Origin of the sequence: Bifidobacterium scaligerum (assembly GCF_002802865.1) — a bacterium.
Lineage (GTDB): Bacteria > Actinomycetota > Actinomycetes > Actinomycetales > Bifidobacteriaceae > Bifidobacterium > Bifidobacterium scaligerum.
Genome location: NZ_PGLQ01000006.1, coordinates 56057 through 77799, shown reverse-complemented (window position 1 = coordinate 77799; position 21743 = coordinate 56057). Strand labels below are relative to the sequence as shown.

The window sequence follows — 21743 nt, the reverse complement described above, 5'->3', positions numbered from 1 at the left end:
CAATGTGTCCGATCTGTACGACGTTCGCCTGTACGGCACCCACGTACGCTACATACGTTTGCCGATGAACTTGGCCACCGTGTCGATCAGGAAGCCGCCGATCGCGACGACGATCATCACGATCACGGCCTTGCCGAACGCGCCGCCGAACGACTGAAGCATGTCCGACCAATCGACCGCGAGCGTTGCGGCGGAAGCCAATACGATGTGCTGCATACGAGATACTCCTTGAGATTCCTGAGATATTTTTTGGGTGGGCGACTTACGACAGCTTTGCCGAGGCGAGCGCACGTGCGATCGGCGATGGACAGTCCGGCTAGTCGGCAACGTCTCGCCGCTCCCCTACCGAACGCCGTACGATGATCGACGTGTCCACCAGCGTGACCGTATCCGACTGCTCGTCTTCGTTCCGTACGCCGAGTTCCGTCAGCTTCTCCATCAGCTGGGCGTCCGACGGATTGCGGAACGCACCCGGATCACGGCCGAGCAGCAGACGAACCGCCGTCTGGCCGAGCTGCGCGCGCGGAATACGGATGGAGGTGATCGGTGGGGTGACCACCGGGGCGATCAGCGTGTTGTCGAAACCGATGACGGAGACGTCTTCCGGCACGCGCACGCCGTCCGCGGTCAATCGCAGCACGATGCCGGCCGCGATGAGATCGTTGTAGGTGATCACGGCGGTCGGCTTGGAGCCCTCCAGCGCCAGAGCCGCCTGATAGCCGCCTTCTACGGTGGCATGCACCGGACCGATCTGGTTGACGCGAAAGCCCATGCGCTGGCCTACGTCATGCAGACACGACCAACGTGACTGGTTGGCCCAGGATGCGCCCGGCCCCGCCACATAGGTCACGGCCGTGTGATGGTAGCGTCGCAGCAGACTCAGTGCACGCACCACGCCGATGCGCGGGTCCGGCACCACGCTGGGCACGCCGTCCACGGGCCGGTTGAGCACCACCAGCGGCATCTGCTTGGCATAGTTGCGGATGAAGTCGATGCCGGGCGCGTCCGAGGCGAGAATGACGCCGTTTACCTTGCCTTTGAGATGGGTGAGCATCTGTTGGGTGCGCGGCTGAGATTGGCCGGTTTCGATGATGCTGACGGCACTGTCCGACTCCATGGCCGTTACCTGAGCGCCTTTGAGAATCTGCGAGGAGATGCCGTCGGCCGTGTCCTTGACCACCATCGTGATGATGCCGCCGCCGACTGCCGTGCGTTTGCCGTTGGCTTGCACGTGTGCCGGGACCATGCTGCGCGGCTGCGGGGATTGAGGTGCGGCGAAATCGCCCGGGGCTGCGCCGATTGCGTTGCCGTTGCCACCGACGGCACCGGCCTCACCAGTCACGCCGGTTGCGGCGGGTTCGCCACCCAGGCCGGTCACGTCAGCCGCGCTGGCGGCAAACCGACGCCGTGGATTGGGGCGGTAGCCAAGCTCGGCGGCCACGGTCCGCACATGTTCCACGGTCTGGAAGTTCACACGGCCGGGATTGCTGAACACGCGGGAGACGGTGGAGATGGCCACGCCGGCCGCATCCGCCACGTCGCTCAAACGCACGCGGTCTGTCGCCTTGCGTTGCACCATCATCACCCCTTTCCCCTCACCTGTGTTTGATCTTCAACTATAGCGAGATATAGCGAGGCTCCCCTTGCCGAGGAAAAAGCTGTCGCCATAGGCGACTGAGAGCAGCGACCTTGCGGTCAGCGCTCCTCTCAGTCTCACTTGGTTCGGCAGCTCCACTCAACAAGGGGAGCCGGCAGGTAGGACGATCAGGCCTGGGTGCGACGCTCGGCGAGCTCGGCCTTGATCTGCTTGAACTTCTCCTCGGTGACCGGGTAGAAGAACATGATCGCGGCGGAGATCACGAAGCCGATCAGCGGCACGAGGCCGGCGGCCAGGCGCAGGTTCTCGGCAACGGTCGGATCCTGGGCCACGTTCATGCCGGACTTGTAACCGGTGAAGGCGAGGATGGCCGGGCCGAGCCAGGAGGTCAGGGCACCGAACATCTGACGGAAGAAGCTCAGGCCAGCCATGGCGGCACCATCGGTGCGCTTGCCGGTCTTCCACTCGTAGTACTCAACGGTGTCGCCTTCCATGCCCCAGACGTAGTTGCCGCAGAACTGGGCGCCGATGGCGTTGAGGGCCAGGCCCACGAGGGACAGCCAGACGTTGGTGACGAAGATGAACATCACACCACCGAGGATGCCGAGGGCGCAGCCGAGGTACCAGCCGCCCTTCTTGCCGAGGTGACGGGCGATCACCGGGCCGAACGGGGAGGCGATCACGCCGATGGAGGCGTTGATCAGGGTGACGAGGGTGGTGATGAGAGCCAGAGTGCCGGCGTCGGCGCCGTTGGCGAGGACTTCCTTGGCGATGATCGGTCCGATGGAACCCACGCAGGTGGCGATCAGGTAGAAGCCGGTGGCGAAGCACAGGATGAGCAGAGCCGGGTTCGTGAAGATGGCCTTCAGGGTGTCAACGAAGGAGACCTTCGGCTGAGCCGGGACGTCGATCTGCTCGATGGTGGTCTTGTACAGGAAGACGTAGATCAGAGCGCCGACGAGGCAGAAGATGCACACGATCGGGAGCATCAGCTTGGCGAGAGCAGCCTGATCCTTGACGTTGTTGATGGCCGGGGCCAGGGTGAAGGTGACGATGAGGCCGAACAGAGCGCCGCCGACCATACGGGCGGAGGACAGGCGCTGACGCTCGTTCTGATCCTGAGTCATAGCACCGAGCAGTGCGCCGTAGGGCACGCCGCCCAGAGCACCGAGCAGCTGGTACAGCAGGTAGGTGACGATAGCCCAAGCCACCTTGATGCCCATCTCGGCATCGGCCGGAATGGTGTACATCAGGCAGATGGCGACCATCATCGGCACGCCGAAGGCGACGACCAGACGACGGAACTTGCCATTCTTGTTCGGCTTGACGCGATCGGCGTAGTTGCCGGCGAGCAGGTAGACGACAGCCTGGAAGAAGCGGGCGAACAGGAAGATGTTGGCGGTGGTCACCGGGTCGATGCCCATGTAGATGTAGTAAGTGGCCAGGAACATCGACATCATACGCCAGCCGATGTTGTTGGCAAGATCGCCGGAACCGTAGCCGACGATGTTCAGCCAAGTCAGCTTTTGCGGCGTCTTCTTGACCGACTGCGCTGTTGCAGTGCTCATATTCGAGAACTCCTTAGTTCTTTTTCCTTGTTCCGTTCCGGTGCGTTTGTGGCGCACCGGAACATACCGCGGCCGAAACCGCGGCAAAATCTTTGATTGTTTGCGTGCGTCGCGCGCGGATTACTTGATGAGGCAGGGCAGCGACGGGCTGGACTCTGCGGACATGCCGATCGCGTTCACTGCGATCACCGAAGCCGTGTAGTTGCCGGCCGTGAGACCGGAGACGCTCTTGGCTTCCTCACCGGCCTCGGCCTTGACCACCTTGACGGTGTTCTCGGTGAGGTTGCGCAGGGTGAGCACGTAGGAGGTGATCGGGGTGCCGCCGTCGGCCGGGGCCTGCCAGGTGACGTTCATCGTGTCGGCGGTGGAGGTGACGCCCGGCTTGTTCGGCTTGGCGGGCACGGCGGCCACGATGATCGGTTCGCTCGGCTCGCTCGACGGAGAGACCTTGTCTTCGCCGGTGGTGGCTTCGATGGTCACCTGATAGGTGCCGCGGGCCACGTTCGCGAACGTGTAGGCGGTGGTGCCGGTCGGTGCCCAGGCGGTGCGCTTGGGCAGGTCGGAGGTCGGATCGACCGGGGTCAGGTGGATGTTGGCGCCGCCCTTGCCGAAGCCGGAGCGGGTGTCCACCTCATCCCAGGAGACGGCCACGGAGCCGGATTCCACAAGCAGCTCGGCCACCGGAGCCTTCGGAGCGGGCAACAGGTCGTCCACCTCATTGGCATCGGCACGACCCACCTTGAAGACGGCGGAGGTGGCGCTTTCGCCCTCGCCGATCTCGTTGCGGCCCTGAACGGTCACGGTCCACTCGCCGGCCGGCACATCCGCGATCAGCGCGTGGGTGTCGGTGCCGTCCACCGTGGCGGGGATAACCTCGCCGGCGGCGTTGGTCAGGGTGAGCGTGGTGCCCAGAATCGGCGAGCGGCCGTCGGAGGCGAACGCCCAGCCGACCTGCACGTCGTGGGCCTGCACGGATACGGTCACATCCGTGGGCTCGGACGGGATGGCCGGCATGTGGTGATCGGCGTACACGGCGATCTCCACGAGCTGCAGGGCGTACTCGTCATGCTCGTTCGGGTTGGAGCGCAGCTTGGAGGCTTCGACCTTGACGAAACGGACGTCGTCCACCGGGGCGAAGTCGAAGGCGCGGGCCTTGCCGTTGTCCGGCAGGGCGTAGTCGCGCTTGTCTACGACCTTGGTCCAGGCGTTGCCATCAGCGGAGACGGAGATGGTGAAGTCAACCGGGAAGCCCTGGCCCTGGTTCGGATCGAAGGCGCGGTGACCGGCGGCGAACTCCTGCACGCCGCCGACGCCTTCGCCTTCGCCATGGAAGGCTTCGGCCACGGTGCCGCCGGGGTTCTCGCCACGCGGCGCGAGCACTACCTGAGCCACGGTGGTCGGATGGGCGAGCTTCAGTACCACCCACTCGTCGTGGTTCTCGGCGCTCGGCTCGCTGGACCAGCCGAAGTGGTTGTAGTCGGCGTTGAATTCGCCGTCCACCAGGGAGGCGGCGGTCCAACCGTTGCGATCGGAGGAGGAGCTGACGCGCACGGTGGCGCCCAGGGCCTTGTTGGCGGCCTGGCACTTGCACGGCATCTTGCCGGCCGTGAACTTCACGGTGATGGTCACCGTGTCGCCGTTTTCGCCGGTGTATTCGATCTGGCCGGTGTAGTCCTTGCCGGATTCGAGGCCGGCCACGTTCACCGTGTAGAACAGTTCCTGCTCATGGCGCAGGTTGCCGGCAAGACGCTCGAAGCTGATGGAGCCGTTGGCGTCGTCCACCACGCGGGCGGTCCACTTCTCGCTCAGGGCGCCACCCTCCTGCTTCAGGTGCAGGCAGTGCTTGACGTTGCGGGAGATCCAATCCACAGTGCCGAGGTCGATGTTCGGCCTGCTGGAGCCGATCTTGGCGGGAGCCGGACGGCCGATCCAGCCGAGGAAGTTGTCTTCGGAGAACTTGAGCTTGCCGTTCTTGACGACACTCAAGGTCTCGATGAGCTTGGATTCGTAGGTCTCCACCTCGCCGGGCACGTGGATGGTGATCGGCAGTTCGGTGAACTCGCCGTGGTCCACGGTGATGGTCTTGGAGCCGGATTCGACTTCACGCACGGTGCCGTCCTGCGTGTTCACTGCGGAGACGGTCCAGCGGACCTCCAACTCGGTGCCGTCGATCTCCTCGTCGTTGTAGACGAGCAACGTGCGCTGGGAGGCGGTGCCGAGCTGGTAGATGCGGTGCGGCAGGCCGAGGCGCGGCTCCTTGTCAAACTCCTTGTCGAATGCTGCAACATCCGCGTAGGAGTTGGCGAAGTAGCGGTAACCGTCACCCTCGATCCAACGCGCGTCGCCTTCTGCGGTCGGATCGAACTGCGGGCGCAGCAGGGCCTTCGGGTTCAGGCCGTGCTTGGTGTGCTCCTGATCCAGCTCGATGACCTTCTCGATGTTGTCGTAGATGAACATCGACAGGCAGAACGGCTTCCAGTTGGCCATGCGCGTGGTGCGCACGCCACGGGTCACGCGGCCCACTTCGCGGCCGAAGTCGGCGCGGGAGATGGTGTCCGGGTTGCCGTTGAGACGGCCGTGGTAGATGTCCTTGATCGTGCCGTCTTCGGCGTACTGCGGGATGCCCGCGGTGGAGACGGAGAACTCTTCGCCGGCACCGAGCGGCAGGTCGCCGTCGATCTGGTACAGGTCGTAGATGTCGGGCGCGGAGGTCATGCCGGAGGGGTAGCCGCCGAAGTAGTGGCGGGAATCCTCGTTGGTGATCGGCTTGTTGAAGCCGTCGTTCATCACCAGACGGGTCGGATCCTCGCGGTTGGCCGCAGCTTCCAGCGGCGGGATGAGGATTTCGGCGTCGTTCGGGTTCCAAGCCTCGTTCGTGGTGGACCACAGCACGATGGACGGGTGGTTGCGGTATTCGCGCACCCAGCGCTCAACCCATTCGGTGTAGTAACCGATGGCCTCGTCGGAGTAGTTCAGGTAGTACGGCGGATCGAGGGACACATTGGAGGTGGAGCCCGGGTTCCAGAAGGCGGTCTCCTCCTCCAGCAGCATGCCGGTCTCATCCGCGTGGTCCATGAGCACGTGCGAAGGCACGGAACGAATGTGGTTGCGGATGATGTTGCAGTTGGCGTGACGGTAGGCGTCGAGCCAGGCCTTGGCCATCTCGTCCATCGCGTGATTGTCGTCGAGGATCACGCCATAGGAGTCGCCGATCTCGTTGATCAGATCGCGGTCGCCCTGGTTGAGCAGGCACAGGGAGTCGCCGCGCAGACGAATCTTGACGCCGTTGATGATGTACTTGTCGCCTTCGCGCCAGAACTGACGGAAGCCGAAGCGATCGGAAAGTTCGTGAATCGGGGCGGCGTCTGCCGGAGCGGAAGCGGCGGCGATGGCGGCGTCCACGGTGTACAGGAACGGGTCGGTGCGGGACCAGTAGTGTGCGGTCGGCCAGCCCTTGACCAGCTTGACCACGGTGCTCTCACCGGCTGCGACGTGCACGTCGGCGGGGTCAAAGGTGAGCGCTGCGGTTTCGACATCACCCTTAAACGGATGGACGGCGGCGGTCAGCGTCAAATCGGCGTCCTCACCGGTGTGGTTGACGATGGTGACGTTGACGGCAAGCTCGTCATCGGACGGATCGGCGTTCTTCTTGAGGTCAGGCATGATCTGCAGGTCGTCGATGCGAAGCTTCGGCTTGGTGACGATCTCCACGTCCTCGCCGATGCCCACGCGGCCCACGATGTTCTCCACACCGAACGGGAAAAGCAGACGGTCCGGGCCGCCCTCGGTGGCCAGCGCATCTTCCGGCAGGGCCTTGACGGACCACACTTCGATGCGGATTTCGTTGGCACCGGGCTTGACCACGTCGTTGATGTCGAGGTCGTACGGCAGCAGAGTCATCAGGTAGCCCTTGGTGGTGAGCGGGCCGACGGACTGGCCGTTGACGAACACCTTGCCGAGCGTGGCAAGGGCACCCACATGCAGGAACACGTCCTCGTCGGTGATGTTTTCCGGCAATTCCACGGTCTTGACGTACACGCCGTGGTGCAGGCCCTTCTCCCATTCGGCCGGGTAACCGGTGGTGCGGCTCAGCGAATCCCACCAAGTCGGCACGACGATGTCATAGCGCTGTTCCCCGCCGTTCGGGTAGAAATCCCACACGCCATTGAGGTTGAGCCTCATTGCAGTCCCTTTCTTGCAACACCTTGCATATCCGGGCCGAAACCTTCTTCGGTCCGCCGGGTCATCCCGGATCACGCATCACAAGATAGGGCCTTTGCAGCGTTTGCCGTTTTTTGCCACACTTGTTTTGCTTTTGTTTGCCATTATTTGCCATTTCTTGCCGCTGGTGGACGGCAATAATTCAGCGCAACGTTGCCACTCTTTGCCAATTCAGCGGAATCTATCTATTTGTACGATTTGGACGGCCGCACGCAGGTAAACTCTGCTTTCGGAAACGGCAAGTCGGTGATATGCGTTTTTGGCCGATCCGCCCCTACCCGCGACGCGGAGGGCACATATCATGCGCATAGCAACACCGGTTCGCCGCCAGGTATCGCTCAGTTCAACATCGGAGTGTCTGTACATGTCTCGTTTATCTCGCGCGCTGAAGATTCGCACGATTACGGCAGCGGCCGTCGCCACCTGTCTGGTCGGCGTCGGAGCCGGATGTGGCAATACTTCCGGGACCGCCGGCACGGACGGCACCACCGAAATCACGCTGTGGACCTGGCAGTCCACCATCAATGACTTCGTCACCGCCTTCGAGAAAACCCATCCGAATATCAAGGTGAAGGTGACCAACGCGGGTGCCAATGAAGACGAATACATGCAGCTGACCAACGCGCTCAACGCGGGCAACGGCATCCCCGATCTCGTCTATCTCGACTTCAACGCCGTACACCAGTTCGCCATCTCCGACCAGTTGCGCAACGTGAACGATTACGGCTTCAACAAGATCAGCGACGACTTCACCGAAGCCGCGCAGAACAACGTGACGGTGAACGGACAGCCGTACGGACTGCCGATCTCCTCGGGCCCGATGGTGATGTTCTACAACCAGGACGTGTTCGACAAGGCAGGCGTGGAATCCGTGCCCGCCACATGGGATGAGTACCGTGCAGCCGCGGAAAAGATCGCCTCACTGCCCGGCGACGCGCACATCACCAACGATACCGGCGACGGCGGCTTCATCACCTCCATGCTCTGGCAGGCCGGCGCTCAGCCGTTCAGCGTGGACGGCACCACCGTAAGCGTGAATTTCAACGACAAGAACGTGAAGAAATTCACCAGCATGTGGCAGTCGCTGTTGGACAGCAAACTCATCGACACCTCCACCACCGGATGGACCGACGACTGGTGGCGCAAGCTGGATGACGGCTCCATCGCCACGATGCTGACCGGCGCATGGATGGTTTCCTCCATGCAGAAGAACCTTTCGCAAACCAAGGGTTCCTGGCGTGTGGCACCCATGCCGCAATACACGACTGGCGAGCACGTGAACGGCGAAAACGGCGGAGGCGCACTGGCCATGCCGAAGGGATCGAACGATGCCAAAACGCGAGCGGCGTACGAGTTCGCGCAATGGTTCGCGCATGGCGGCGGCGTGCAAGTGAATCTCCAGCAGGGCGGTCTGCCGCCGCTCAATTCCGTATTGTCCGATACCGATTGGCTGGACGAGAAGGATGCATTCTTCGGCGGTCAGGCCACGCATCAGGTGATCGCTTCGGCGTCGAAAGATGTGACCACAGACTTTGCATACCTGCCATACATGGCCTACGCGAATTCCATCGCCGTCAATTCGATCGGTCAGGTCTACCACGGCAAGACCACGCTGCAGAAAGCTCTGGTGCAATGGGGCGATTCGCTGAAAACCTACGGCCAGCAGGAAGGTTTTACGGTCAAGTAGTGTTGCGGCGGCCCGCACATTTGGTCCCGCGCGAGGCTTTTGACGTCGGAGGCGTGCAGCGGGGCACCTGAGTGCATACCTGAGTGCATAATCCGCAGAGCATGATGCGGACGCGCGAGGCTTGCAGAAACCGCGCGCACTACATGCGTTTCCTTGCGAATTTGGTGTTTTGTGCGCGCACAAATCACCATTTGGGCGAAATAGTCAACTTTGTGCGACAGCATGGAATGTACAGAACCGCGGAATAAAGCCATTTTGCCCTATCCATGATTGGCAGCGTTCAACAAGCTCCGTGCACAAAAGTCGATTATCGACCGTTCCCCCGAATTGTGCGCAATCTCGCCATCTCATGAGGGACGTTTGATCCATAATCGACGCGGTCGCGCCCCCGCAACAGTCCCATGTAGGTAGAGTCCACCCTGAAACGCAAAAGAGCTGTCCTCATCATATAAAGCGATGCTCAATGAATCGGGTCACACCATCAATTGCGTGGCTCCAAGCGTCATCTTCAAAAAGAAACCCGGCGGGGGAGCCGCCGGGTGAGAGAGAAGAGAGAAGAAGGGTTCAGTTATGGGGTGTCATCGGATCAACCGTTGACATGTTCTAGTTAACCGCCGCTTCCTTAGCAATTTGATGTGCTTTTCTGGGAAATATCTTGGCAAAATGTGACGGGTTTGTGACATCACCCAACATCGGCTGTCTCATTGTCCATCTGGCGCCACGCAACCTTCATTCGCCGCACCGCCCCCGTTTTTGCGAAAAAGGTACGCTGAGCATCAGTCAGCGTACCTTTTTCGCAAAAACGGAAGACGCAAAAAACGGGAACGGAACCCAAAAAGGCTCAGAGAACACAAAACGGGGATGCGGAACCAAACGTTACATGGAACCGCATCCCCGGAAATCCTAGGGATACCTAGGCACCCCTAGACTATTCGCTACTTGGCCTCCTCGGCGGCAAGCTTGGCCTTCTCGGCAGCCAGACGCTCAGCTTCGGCGGCACGGCGGGCAGCCAGCGCCTCGTCGAAACGAGCCAGCTCCTCCTCGACAGCCTCGGCCGGAATCTTGGCGAAGATCGGCGTGGGCTTGGCCACAGGAGCGCCCACCTCGATCGGCTCGCTCTTCCACGGATGCACCGTGACGCCCAGCTCGTAATGACCGGTGATAATCGGATACGTGAAGCCGGGCTTGTCCAGATCCTCGACCTCCTGCAACTCGGGCAGCGGCGAGAAAGTACCAGTGCCGCCGAGCGCCTCCCACACCTTCTGCGAGGAGTGCGGCAGGAACGGAGCAAGCAGGTGGTTCGCGTCGGAAACGGCCTGCGCAGCCACGTGCAGCACGGTGCCGAGGCGAGCCGGATCGTCCTTAATTTTCCACGGCTCAGTGGCGGAGATGTACTTGTTGATATCGCCGACCACGCGCATCGCTTCGGCAAGAGCGTGCTTCTGGTGATGAGTCTCGATGGCAGAGCCGACCACGTCGAACGCGGCGGCGGTCTCCTCCAGCAGACCACGGTCCTCATCGGTCATCGAATCCTCATCCAGAGCCGGAATCTGGCCGAAGTTCTTGGCAATCAGGTTGGCCACACGGTTCACCAGATTGCCCCAGGAGGAAGCAAGCTCTTCGTTGTTGTGGCGTACGAACTCAGCCCAGGTGAAGTCGGAGTCGGAGGATTCCGGACCAGCCACGGAGATGTAGTAACGCACGGCGTCCACCGGGTAGCGGGACAGAATATCCTTGACGTAGATCACGATGCCACGGGAAGAGCTGAACTTCTTGCCTTCCATGGTCATGAACTCGGAGGCCACCACCTGCTCAGGCATGTTGAGCGGGCCCATCGGACCGGTTTCGCCGCCCTTGGAACCCTGGCCGTTGTACGCCAGCATCTCGGAAGGCCAGATCTGGGAGTGGAAGGTGATGTTGTCCTTGCCCATGAAGTAGTAGGCCGGGCAGCTCGGATCGTTCCACCATTCGCGCCACTTCTCCGGATCGCCCTGACGGCGGGCCCATTCGATGGAGGCCGACAAGTAGCCGATCACGGCGTCGAACCAGACGTACAGCTTCTTGTTCGGGTTGTCGATCCAGCCCTTCACCGGCACCGGAATACCCCAGTCGATATCGCGGGTGATGGCACGCGGCTTGACTTCCTTGAACAAGCCGAGCGAGAAGTTGATGACGTTGGTACGCCAGCCTTCACGAGTCTCCAGCCAAGCTTTGTTGGCTTCGGCGAGCGCCGGCAGGTCGAGGAAGTAATGCTCGGTCTGCTCGAAGCGCGGGGTCTCGCCGTTGATCTTGGAGACGGGGTTGATCAGCTCGTCCGGGTCAAGCTCGTTGCCGCAAGCATCGCACTGGTCGCCGCGAGCGCCATCCGCGCCACAGATCGGGCAGGTGCCTTCAATATAGCGGTCGGGCAGGGTGCGGCCGGTGGACGGAGAGATGGCCACCTGCTGGGTGCCCTTGTAGATGTAGCCGTTCTTCAGGCACTGCTTGAACATCTCCTGCACCACGTGCTCGTGGTTGCCGGTGGTGGTGCGGGTGAACAGGTCGTAGCTCAGGCCGAGGTCGCACAGATCCTTCGCGATCACACGGTTGTAGCGGTTGGCCAGTTCCTGAGCGGTCAGGCCTTCCTTCTCGGCTTCCACGAGAATCGGGGTGCCGTGCTCGTCGGTGCCGGACACCATAAGCACGTCATTGCCCTTCATGCGCTCGTAGCGCGCGTAAACGTCGGAGGGCACACCAAAGCCGGCGACGTGACCGATATGACGGGGGCCGTTCGCATACGGCCAAGCAACATTCACCAAAACATGACTCATAAACCCTGATTATCCGGCGCGGCTGCGACAGCGGAACCTCATGCTTTCCACCATCCTCAGCCATAGTTATCCACCGTTCCGGCGCGGAGCCTATCAGCCCGACCAAAGTTATCCACTTATCCACCGTTTTCCCCGATTCAGTGGCGGCAGACGCCAGCATATGCGTATGGTCGCAGACATGACTTATACAATCCGTTCAACGAGGAACCGGACCACAACAACGGCAAAGCCGACGCGATCAACAAGGCCAGCGCAATCAGCGCCGCCCTCCTATCCACGGCCGCATTCACATCCGGAGAGTCCAACGATTCCACCAATTTTGTTGACCAAGGACTTACCCGGTCCGCTCAGCCTGAATCGGCTCGCCGAAATCGGAACCCTGCACAAGCTCGACGAATCTGCCGGATACTGGGCCGAGCATGCCGACACGTTATACGGACGCGCACGCATCGTGGCGAAAGTGGTGCCGTTCGGCACGGTGCCCTGCATGATGACAGCCGCATGGGTGTGGCTGAACGGCATCGACTTCCCGGAAACCCTCGACGTGATCTCCACCTCGCATTTTCGCACCGCTTCCGTCGGCCGACGCATCCGCGTATTTAAACGACTGACATTGCCTGAGCAGATCATCAAAATAGGAGGGATGCCGATTACCACACCGGCACGCACGGCTTGCGATCTGGTGATGGTGCCGAACGATATTCCAAGCCCGTCGCTGACCAACACTCTGGTTTGTCGGCTGATGTCCGCATACGCATTCCAACCAAGCGACTGTCTGCGCATTATCAGAGAGCACCGGCACCATAAATTCGCCGGGCGCGCACGGTTGTTCTTTGAATCAATCCAGAGGGAGATTGCCGATCGGTCTGAAGCCGAAGTTGGGTCGGAAGCCGAGCTTGGGTGTGGGTCTGGGGCTGAGACCGAATCTGGGGCCGCGGCCCAGACCGAATCCGGCATCGGATCTGAGCTCGCAGGACGGAGCCGCGAAACATCGGCCGAAAACATTTTGGCACTGCTCGACCAACGCTGAGAGATTGCCCGCAACAGTTTTCAACAGTGAACAGCTGAGAGCGGGAAAACGCAAATCACGCCGGCGAAAGAGGCATCACATGGCAGAACAGCACGCATTCGAACCGAACATATTAGGACTGTGTATGGTAAAACCACGCGTGACGGCATGGCACACAACAATCGACGGCGCACCGCCGCGCCGCGCGAGACATCGGTGCCATGCAAGGCATCGCGCCGACCATCGTCTGGCAAGGCTCCGGCAACAGCAGCGGCTACCCCGTCACGCCGCCGCCCATACTGCCGACCAGCGGTATATCAACGATATGACGGCACCGCCGGAACCACCGTTGGTTTTGACACCGGCCGTGGCATGTTCGCCAGACACCGGCGAAGACGTACTCTGGCATATCGCCCAGCATGTTCCCGAATTACGGCGATGGCTGGTGGCCAATCCTAAGGCGGGTGCGGCGCTGCTCGAATACGTCTCACAAGCCGGCGGTCCCGGCGTCAGGCACTCGCTGGAAATTCTGCTGGAATCCTTGGAACAGGAGTGAGGGACCGAGCAACGGACGGCTGACAACACACAAGCAAACGGCAGCCGAAAATGCACGACCTGCAATCGACTGCCGTACAGTCTTCTCCATTCACCTCTCGGACCCGGCCTCGCCTAACCCCTGATATCCAGCACAGCCTGATAGACCTGCTTGCGGTTGGCCAACGAACCGTCGGCCAACGGATGCTCTTGCACCACTTGGGCGATGGCGTCCTTGATACGCACGCCGTCTTCCAGCGCCCGGTCGATGGCAAGCACGGCCATATCCTCCACGCTCAGACTGCTAGGCGCTGCGGCTTCAGCTTCTTCATCCGTGGCACCGCCAATCACCAGCACCATCTCACCGCGAGGTGGATTGTCGATCACGCTCTGACGAATATCAGCGATCGGCCCTCGACGGATCTCCTCATAATCCTTGGTCAATTCACGGCATAGCGCCATCGGACGAGCAGGACCGAAGGCGTCCAACAGATCATCCATCGAATCGGCGATGCGGTGGGGGGTCTCGTAAAAGACGATGGTGCGGCGCTCCCCCAGCAGCGTGCGCAGATACTGCACACGCTCGGAATGTTTGCGCGGCAGGAATCCCTCATAGCAGAAACGGTCGGTAGGCAAGCCGGAAAGCGCGAGGGCATCGAGTACCGCCGAGGGGCCGGGCGCACAGGTGACGGGCAGTCCTCGTTCGATGGCGCGACGCACGATGGCCAGACCGGGGTCGTTAATGGTTGGCATGCCGGCATCCGAAACCACCAGCACCGTGGCACCGGTTTCCACCTGATCAAGCAGACCGTCGGCCTTGCTGCGCTCGTTGTGATCGTGATACGCCACCACGCGGCCATGCACGTAGACGCCGAGGCGACGGGCGAGGTCGTAGAGACGGCGGGTGTCTTCGGCGGCGACGATATCCGCTTGGGCGAGCAAGGCTTTGAGCCGGTCGGAGGCGTCGCCGACATTGCCGATTGGTGTGGCGGCAAGCACTACGGTTCCCGCTGGGATGGTTACCGTAGTTGTGGGTGCGTCAGGGGTGCTTGCTCCTGCCGGCTGGCTGAGCGGCTCGGCCGCTTCGGTCGCACCGGCATCGATAGCTTGCCCGCCATAAACCATCGCACTCGTCAATTCAGGCCGCCCGGTCTCAGACACGGTTTCATCCGCGTTGTCTGCCATGTTCTCTGCGCTTGTCATATCTCCAGTATCACCCATCCCACGGAGTTACTCGGCTTTCCTTGATGGCGTGCTAACGTCTTTCCGGCGGGTTTCCCGCAGCTTTCAGGGTTATAGGGCTATAGGAACAGACAACAAGCCGACAGCCCCAGGAACTCGACGTTGTCCGAAACGTATTCGGGGTTAAGAGTCAAGAATCCGAGATGAGGGGCTCTCCCGACTCATGTTCAAAGAATGATTGCAAGTGCATCAAGCTCGTCCGCGAGAAAAAGAAAATGGGCCGCTCGCGGTGGAATGAATGCAAGCGACCCAAGTGGAGCTGACGGTAGTCGAAACCGCGACCTCTTCGATGCGAACGAAGCGCTCTACCAACTGAGCTACAGCCCCTTGGAATGTTGCCTTGCTCCGCAGGGCAACTCGCATAAATATAATACGGGGTGTAGCCAAACGCAATTTGACGCAAAGAAGTGTCGCCAAGGCAAAGCTCATGCCTCCAGCACGTCAAGCACTTTCTTCTCGTTGTACGACGCGAATACGATGCCGCCCAAACCGCACAGCACCGCAGCGCATACGGCCGCGATTCGGTAGCCCGCGCCGGACGCCATGCCGATGGTGGAGACGCCGGTGAACAGCAGCATCGCCACGGACTGCCCCATTTTCATTGCGAAGGTGCGGGCCGCGTAGAACATGCCTTGACGATCCTGGCCGGTCACGCGCGAGCTGGCATCGGCGATGTTCGCCACAATCGCCTGCGGCAGAATGCCGAAAGCGGCCATAGGAATCGCGCCGACCACCGAAAGAATCAGGCCCTGCGCCATCGCCGGCAGGAAACTCAACGCCTCCGAACCAAGCGCGCCGGCGAATGCGAACGCGCATGTGAAGATCACGAACGCCACCAACAGCAACCTTTTCTTGCCCACGCGGTTGGCAAGAATGTTCACCGGCATGTAGAAGAGCACGGAAACGCCGGTCATCAGCACGAAATAGATGGTCGTAGTGGTTTCAGGCAGCTTCAACAAGCTCGTGACAAAGAATGGCAAACCGGTCTGGAAAGTGGTGATGGCCACCCAGTAGACCACGTCGGAGCACACGAATTTACGGAATTCGCCGTCGCTGAACGTCTGCTTCAACGATTCGATGGTGGATTCCGAAGTCGGCTGCGAATTGACGTATTCCTTCTCGCGAATGGCCAGCGGCGGCACGAGCATGCAGATGAACGCCACGGCGGCCATGATGGTGAAGGTCACGCGGATGGCGGTGACGCGGCCCGTCACCGGCACGAATGCACCCCAAATCACCGGTGCCACGTAAGCGATCGCCGTGCCGAACACCCACGTGAAGGAGATGGCGGTGGAGATGGTGAGCTGCTGTTTGGAGCCATGCCCGAGCTCGGCGATCAACGCATTGTAGGGTGTGCAGTAGAACGTGAGGGCGATGTAATATCCGATGACGGTCACGAACAGGAACGCGCCGTTGATCCAACTCGTACCGTTGATCGGACTCCAGAACACCAACACGGTGACGATGGCAAGCGGCGCAGCCGCGAACTTGAGGAACGGCATACGCCGGCCTTCCTTCGCGTCGCATCGGTCGGAGAGGGAGGCCACGGCCGGGTCCACGAAGGCGTCAAAGAAACGAGCGAATGCGGTGATGCCGCCCACCACGGTCACGATGCCAAGCACCACCAACCCCTGCGGCACGAACACGGTTTGACCTTGGGAGATGGTCTCTTGGTCGGGTTGGTAGAAGTACACCAGCCAGTTGGAGATGATGCCGGACAGCAGCGCCCAGCCGAACTGGCCGACTGCAAACGCCCATACTTTGGCAGTCGGCAGATCTTTGATGGCTGACTTCCCCGCAACGCCGGACGCACCGGACACACCGGACGCACCGGTCATGCCATTCGTATCGGTATCGGAAATTCGAGCAGAACCACTCATGGTCAAACCTCCTTGTTGACGCTGTGTCAACATCAGTGTACCACCCTCTTCCGCATACGATTCTCACCCCGAATGTCTCCAGAGGCACGCTGCGCACGCGCAACGGCACCAAACCCGTCGGAATAAGATGATCACATGACCACTCTCGCCGAACAGCTCCCCCATGTCGCCGCATTCCCACACGCGCTGGGCACGGGGCTGCTGATTCACACCGAGCACCCCCTGAGCGAAGCGGCCCGCGGGCGAATCGGCTCGTTCATCGAACGATATGAGTCGGTGCTGTCTCGGTTCAGAGAGGATTCGACGGTCGCCCGGATGCGCACCGCCCAGCACGGCGGCACGTTCGTTTTCCCTGATTGGTGCGCCGACCTGTTCAATCTGTACGACCGACTGTTCACGGCAACCGGCGGCGCAATCGACCCGTGCGTAGGCGAGGATTTGATTCGACTGGGATACGACGCGTCGTATTCGTTCGTCGTCGCGCCCGACGCTTTCGGCGACGCAATCCGCACGAAGGCACAACGCGAGTGGCATCTGGGGGCGCTTCACGGCCGAGCGACGTGGAGTAATGACGTGGCTCGAAACGGCACGACGCTGGTCACGCACCGCACGGTCGCGCTTGACTTCGGTTCATGCGGCAAGGGGTACTTGGTGGATATGATCGCCGGACTCTTGGCCGACGATCGCGACAGCGAAGTTCCGCCGCCCCCAGAACGCCGGCAGACAGCCACAACACCGGGAGCAGGTCAGCGCAGCAATCTCAACTATGTCATTGACGCGGGCGGGGATCTACTGGTGCATATCGCCGAACCGCTCACGATTGCACTAGAAGACCCGTCCGATACAAGCCGGGCGGTCGGCACTGCCAAACTGCGGCACGGCGCTTTGTGCGCGAGCGCCCCCAGCCGTCGCCATTGGGGCGAAGCCGCCGGACATCAGCTTCACCATCTGCTCAACGCCATCGACGGATTGCCGGTCGACGACGTAGCCGCCACATGGGTTGCCGTTGACGCCGCATCATCCGCACACCCCGCCGCGGTCGCCGACGGATTGGCGACCGCATTGTTCACCACACCGGCCAGCCGCCTAAGCCACTACTTCGATTTCAACTGCGCAATACTCAACGCCGATCGCACCGCCGCGCAATCTGAAGGCTTCCCGGGCAGTTTGTTCACCCGATAATCGTCCCTGAGCCCCCACTTGCACAGCCGGGGCCGCCCGATACGGATTTGTCGTCGAGCCCGGGCCACGCCACAGCCATCGTGCGGCCGAACAGTGATTCTCCGCCGATAACTAGCAAGCCATAAGCAATCAATATATCTGAGCCGCGATTTGACCGGCACTCACCATATATATTGAGACTCATCGAGGTTCATTGGTTGGGCAAGAACCTCGCAGGGGGAAATTCAACACATCAAGCACTGGGGGACTTGTATCCAGCTATGGCACGCAGACGCCATAAGCAGCCGTTCTTCTCGACGAATCAGCGACGGATCAACGGCAAATCAACAACAAATCAGCAAAAGCCCAACCCAATCGTTCAGAAAAGGCATGTATGACTGGCTATATCTCGGGGGCACTTTCTCTCAAAAGCCCCAAAGCTATTGCCGCCGCAAGAGGGGGCACGGCCCGATACGTCGTCCAGCGGCTGCTGCAAGCACTGTTTGTGGTCTGGGCTGCGTTTACGTTGAGCTTTTTGTTGTTGTATGCGCTGCCCGGCAACGCGGCTACGCAAAAGCTGCAGACGTCAAGTTACATATCTCAAGCCCAATACGAGCAATTGGAGCACTACTACGGTCTTGATCAGCCGCTGCTGACACAATATGTCAAGCAACTCACCGGCATTCTTCACGGCGATTTAGGCATCTCCGTCGCAACCGGAATGCCGGTGTCGCAACTTATCGGCAATGCTTTGCCGCAGACCCTCGGACTTACTCTGCTGGCGTTGCTTATTGCACTCACTCTGGCGTTTGTGGTCTCCACTTTGGCGATAGTCTCCCGTTTTGCAACGGTACGACGGGCATGCTGGGCGCTGCCGGCCATAGGCTCTTCCATCCCCGGATTTTGGATCGGCCTTATCCTCCTATGGCTGTTCTCGTTCTCCCTGCATATTTTCCCCGGAGTAGGCGATGGCAGTTTCGCCGCGATGATTCTGCCGGCCGCGACCTTGTCGTTGAGAACCGGCTCCCTGATCGCCCAGGTGCTCACCAACAGTCTGGATAAAGAGTGGCATTCGCCGTATATGCAGACGGTGCGAACCGTCGGATACGGACGTTTGGCGGCACTCTTCCAGCAAGCGTTGCCGAACGCCTCCATCTCGGTAATGACAGTGATCGCCACTCATATCGGCGAGCTGCTGGCAGGCACCGTAGTGGTGGAAACCGTGTTTTCTCGCAATGGCATCGGACGAATCACGCAGGTGGCAGTCACCTCGCAGGACATGGCTGTGGTACAGGGCGTGGTTATTTTCACCGCCGCCGTATATGCCGGAGTCAACCTCGTGGTGGACCTGCTCTATCCGCTTATCGATCCTCGCATCCGCAACAGCTCGCGAAGGGGCAGAAAATGAAGCAACCGGATACCATCGCAATCCCGTTGAAAGTGCAACGCGTCGGGCAGCGAGCTGGGCAGCGCACCGAAACGGCCGCGCTCTCCCTCCCGCGGCGCTCGCGGATCCTGACCGCATTCGTCGGCAACTTCCGTCAGCCATCCTTGGCGATTGCCGTCGCGGTACTGCTGCTGGTCTTGGGATGGGCCATCAAACCGAGTCTCTTCACCCGATTCGATCCGATTCAAGGAGACGCCGCCGAACGATTGGCAGCGCCGAGCGCTCGTCATCTGTTCGGCACCGACCAGCTTGGGCGAGATGTACTTTCCCGCGTGATTTATGGTGCCGGAGAATCGGTTCGCGCGGCAGTCCTCGCCATTGCGATAGCTCTGGTCGTCGGCTCGCTGCTCGGACTCATCGCCGGACTGTCCGGCAGTGTGGTCGATAGCATCATCATGCGCGTCGTGGATATCCTGCTGTCCATTCCGGCGTTGCTGCTCTCCATAGTGGTGGTTACCGCGCTCGGATTCGGAACGACGAAGGTGGCCATCGCCGTCGGTATCAGCGGAATCGGAGAATTCGCACGAGTGATGCGTTCCTCCGTATTGAGCATCGCGTCTCGCAAATACATCGAATCCTCATATGGATTGGGCCTCGGACATGCTCACGTGGCGTTCGCGCATGTATTGCCTAACGCCTTGTCAGCGGTTCTCGCATTGGCTTCGATTTCCTTCGGCAACGTCATCCTGCAAATCGCCTCGCTGAGCTTCCTGGGGTACGGCAATCCGCTGCCGGCTCCGGAATGGGGATCCATTATCGCGGACGGTCGAAATTATCTGGTTTCGGGATGGTGGCTGATTGTGCTGCCCGGACTTGTGGTTATCGCTGTAGTGCTGTCGGCCAATCGCCTCGGGCACGCTTGGAACGACTGAAGGAAGTGAATCATGACAGCCCTGTTGCACATCGACAATCTCCATCTCACCTATCATGACTCGCAGCAACCGGTTGAAGCGCTTCAAGGCATCTCGCTTGACGTTCAACAGGGGCAGACCGTATCGGTTGTGGGAGAGTCCGGCTCGGGCAAATCATCACTGGCGCACGTCATCTTGCGTACACTGCCCGATTCGACCACGGTGACCGGAACCGTGCTGTTCCAAGGGCGCGACGTACTGGACTTCACACCGAAAGAAATCACGGCATATCTTGGCTCGGATGTCGGATATATTCCGCAGGACCCTGCCGTCGCATTGAATCCGGTCCGGAAAATCGGCGCACAGTTGATCGGCGTATTGCGGCTCAGGAATCGCATCACCAAGGTTCAGGCAAAGCAGCAGGCGATACGGCTGCTGACCGACGCCGGACTGCCCCACGCCGAGACTCTGCTGGAGAAATATCCACATCAACTCTCCGGCGGCATGCTGCAGCGAGTGCTGATCGCCATAGTGATGGCATTGCGCCCCAAGCTACTGATCGCGGACGAACCGACCAGCGCGCTCGACGTCACGGTGCAACGACTGGTCCTTGACTGCTTGGATCGATTCATCAGCAAAACCGGCAGCGCAATGCTATTGATCACCCACGATCTGGCTGTGGCCGCCGAGCGATCCAAGCGTATGGTCATCATGCATCACGGGACGATTGTCGAGCAAGGCGAGACCTCCGCACTGCTGGATAATCCCCAGGACGAGTATTCCAAGCGGCTTATTCGCGCCGTTCCCAGCATGGACAGCGAACGCCTGTTGTCGTCCAATCCATATGTCCCGGACGACGAAGCCCTGCTTGAGGTCAAGCATGTCAGGAAGGCGTTCCCGGGGAACCACAGTGCGCCCCATGTCGCGTTGGATGACGTATCGTTCAATATTCCGGACGGACGAGTGCTCGCGTTAGTGGGGGAATCGGGGTCCGGGAAGACCACGACTGCACGAATAGTCGTCGGCACCGAAAAACCCGACAGCGGATATGTGCAGTTCAAGAACACCAAGTACGCCGGGCTTAATACGCGCGACAGCCGACCCATTCGACGCAAGATTCAAATGGTGTACCAGAATCCATACGCTTCGCTCGATCCTCGGTACTCGGTGCAGCGACTGCTTGATGAGGCCCTGACAGCATCCGGCAATAAGGACAGCGCGACGCGACGTGCGCAGATACATGATCTCATCGCCGATGTCTCCCTGCCGAACACCGTGTTCGATCAAAAGCCTGGCGATTTGTCCGGCGGGCAGTGCCAGAGAGTCGCCATCGCCCGGGCTCTGGCCATGAAACCGGACTTGATGGTGCTGGATGAGCCTACGAGCGCACTGGACGTCTCCGTGCAGAACGACATCCTGCATCTGCTGCACAAAGTTCAGGTGGAGCACGACATGGCGTACCTGCTCATCTCGCATAATCTGGCGGTCGTCCGAATGCTCGCGGACGAAGTCATCATCATCCATGATGGCCTCATTGTGGAACAGGGCGAAACGGATCAGGTACTCGCCAATCCGCAGCATCCTTACACCCGACAGTTGGTCTCTTCCATTCCGCGCTGGCATCGCCACGTCAATACGCCTTCGCCATTGGCGTGAGGAGAGCCGATAGCGGCCGACAACAAATACCTACGCAAATACCTACCAATACACAACAGCAATTCATTCCTACGTACAGA

The 21743-nt window shown here is 60.6% G+C and carries 13 protein-coding genes, 1 tRNA gene and 1 pseudogene; 7 read left to right on the top strand and 8 right to left on the bottom strand.

Annotated features, from left to right (window positions below; all coding sequences use genetic code 11):
* Window positions 1-48: 48 nt before the first annotated feature.
* The 4 genes from CUU80_RS10810 to CUU80_RS08495 all read right to left on the bottom strand — a co-directional run bounded on the left by CUU80_RS10810 (window position 49) and on the right by CUU80_RS08495 (window position 7347).
* Window positions 49-216: a hypothetical protein gene (locus CUU80_RS10810; protein ID WP_165775903.1), complete on the bottom strand. Its 168-nt coding sequence runs from the start codon at window positions 214-216 to the stop codon at window positions 49-51.
* 100 nt (window positions 217-316) lie between these two features.
* Window positions 317-1582 carry a LacI family DNA-binding transcriptional regulator gene (locus CUU80_RS08505; RefSeq protein WP_100496887.1) on the bottom strand — a complete coding sequence of 422 codons (1266 nt, stop codon included), beginning with the start codon at window positions 1580-1582 and terminating at the stop codon, window positions 317-319.
* Between the two features lie 182 nt (window positions 1583-1764).
* Entirely contained in the window at window positions 1765-3165 is a 1401-nt protein-coding gene (locus CUU80_RS08500) for an MFS transporter (RefSeq protein ID WP_100496886.1), read from the bottom strand.
* A 120-nt stretch (window positions 3166-3285) separates the two neighbouring features.
* Complete coding sequence (locus tag CUU80_RS08495; protein ID WP_100496885.1) at window positions 3286-7347, bottom strand: fibronectin type III domain-containing protein; 4062 nt, start codon at window positions 7345-7347, stop codon at window positions 3286-3288.
* Window positions 7348-7750: 403 nt separating this feature from the next.
* Here CUU80_RS08495 and CUU80_RS08490 point away from each other — a divergent pair, with 403 nt between their 5' ends.
* Window positions 7751-9073: an ABC transporter substrate-binding protein gene (locus CUU80_RS08490; RefSeq protein ID WP_165775902.1), complete on the top strand. Its 1323-nt coding sequence runs from the start codon at window positions 7751-7753 to the stop codon at window positions 9071-9073.
* A gap of 935 nt (window positions 9074-10008) precedes the next feature.
* Here the strand turns inward: CUU80_RS08490 and metG are convergent.
* The gene (metG, locus tag CUU80_RS08485) at window positions 10009-11883 is read right to left on the bottom strand and encodes a methionine--tRNA ligase (RefSeq protein WP_100496883.1); all 1875 of its coding nucleotides are present in this window, start codon (window positions 11881-11883) and stop codon (window positions 10009-10011) included.
* Between the two features lie 307 nt (window positions 11884-12190).
* On the opposite strand from metG, the pseudogene CUU80_RS11165 reads away from it, so the two are divergent.
* Window positions 12191-12739: pseudogene (locus tag CUU80_RS11165) on the top strand (hypothetical protein); the annotation flags it as partial.
* Window positions 12740-13217: 478 nt separating this feature from the next.
* The gene (locus tag CUU80_RS08475; protein ID WP_100496882.1) at window positions 13218-13448 is read left to right on the top strand and encodes a variant leucine-rich repeat-containing protein; all 231 of its coding nucleotides are present in this window, start codon (window positions 13218-13220) and stop codon (window positions 13446-13448) included.
* 113 nt (window positions 13449-13561) lie between these two features.
* Here the strand turns inward: CUU80_RS08475 and rsmI are convergent, their stop codons facing one another.
* From rsmI to CUU80_RS08460, 3 genes are all read right to left on the bottom strand, one after another.
* On the bottom strand, window positions 13562-14629 hold the full coding sequence (gene rsmI, locus CUU80_RS08470; protein ID WP_439329979.1) for a 16S rRNA (cytidine(1402)-2'-O)-methyltransferase: 1068 nt from the start codon (window positions 14627-14629) through the stop codon (window positions 13562-13564).
* A gap of 293 nt (window positions 14630-14922) precedes the next feature.
* Window positions 14923-14995: transfer RNA gene (locus tag CUU80_RS08465), tRNA-Ala, on the bottom strand.
* Between the two features lie 98 nt (window positions 14996-15093).
* A complete protein-coding gene (locus CUU80_RS08460) occupies window positions 15094-16506 on the bottom strand; it encodes an MFS transporter (protein WP_100496907.1) in 1413 nt (470 codons plus the stop codon).
* 177 nt (window positions 16507-16683) lie between these two features.
* Here CUU80_RS08460 and CUU80_RS08455 point away from each other — a divergent pair, with 177 nt between their 5' ends.
* The 4 genes from CUU80_RS08455 (at window position 16684) to CUU80_RS08440 (ending at window position 21663) form a co-directional block, all read left to right on the top strand.
* Entirely contained in the window at window positions 16684-17730 is a 1047-nt protein-coding gene (locus tag CUU80_RS08455) for an FAD:protein FMN transferase (protein WP_100496880.1), read from the top strand.
* 373 nt (window positions 17731-18103) lie between these two features.
* Complete coding sequence (locus CUU80_RS08450; RefSeq protein ID WP_100496879.1) at window positions 18104-19117, top strand: ABC transporter permease; 1014 nt, start codon at window positions 18104-18106, stop codon at window positions 19115-19117.
* Window positions 19114-20028, top strand: coding sequence for an ABC transporter permease (locus CUU80_RS08445; RefSeq protein ID WP_100496878.1), 915 nt, complete (start codon window positions 19114-19116; stop codon window positions 20026-20028). Before CUU80_RS08450 ends, CUU80_RS08445 begins: the two co-directional genes overlap by 4 nt.
* A gap of 12 nt (window positions 20029-20040) precedes the next feature.
* Window positions 20041-21663 carry a dipeptide ABC transporter ATP-binding protein gene (locus tag CUU80_RS08440; RefSeq protein ID WP_100496877.1) on the top strand — a complete coding sequence of 541 codons (1623 nt, stop codon included), beginning with the start codon at window positions 20041-20043 and terminating at the stop codon, window positions 21661-21663.
* The last annotated feature ends 80 nt before the right edge of the window (window positions 21664-21743 follow it).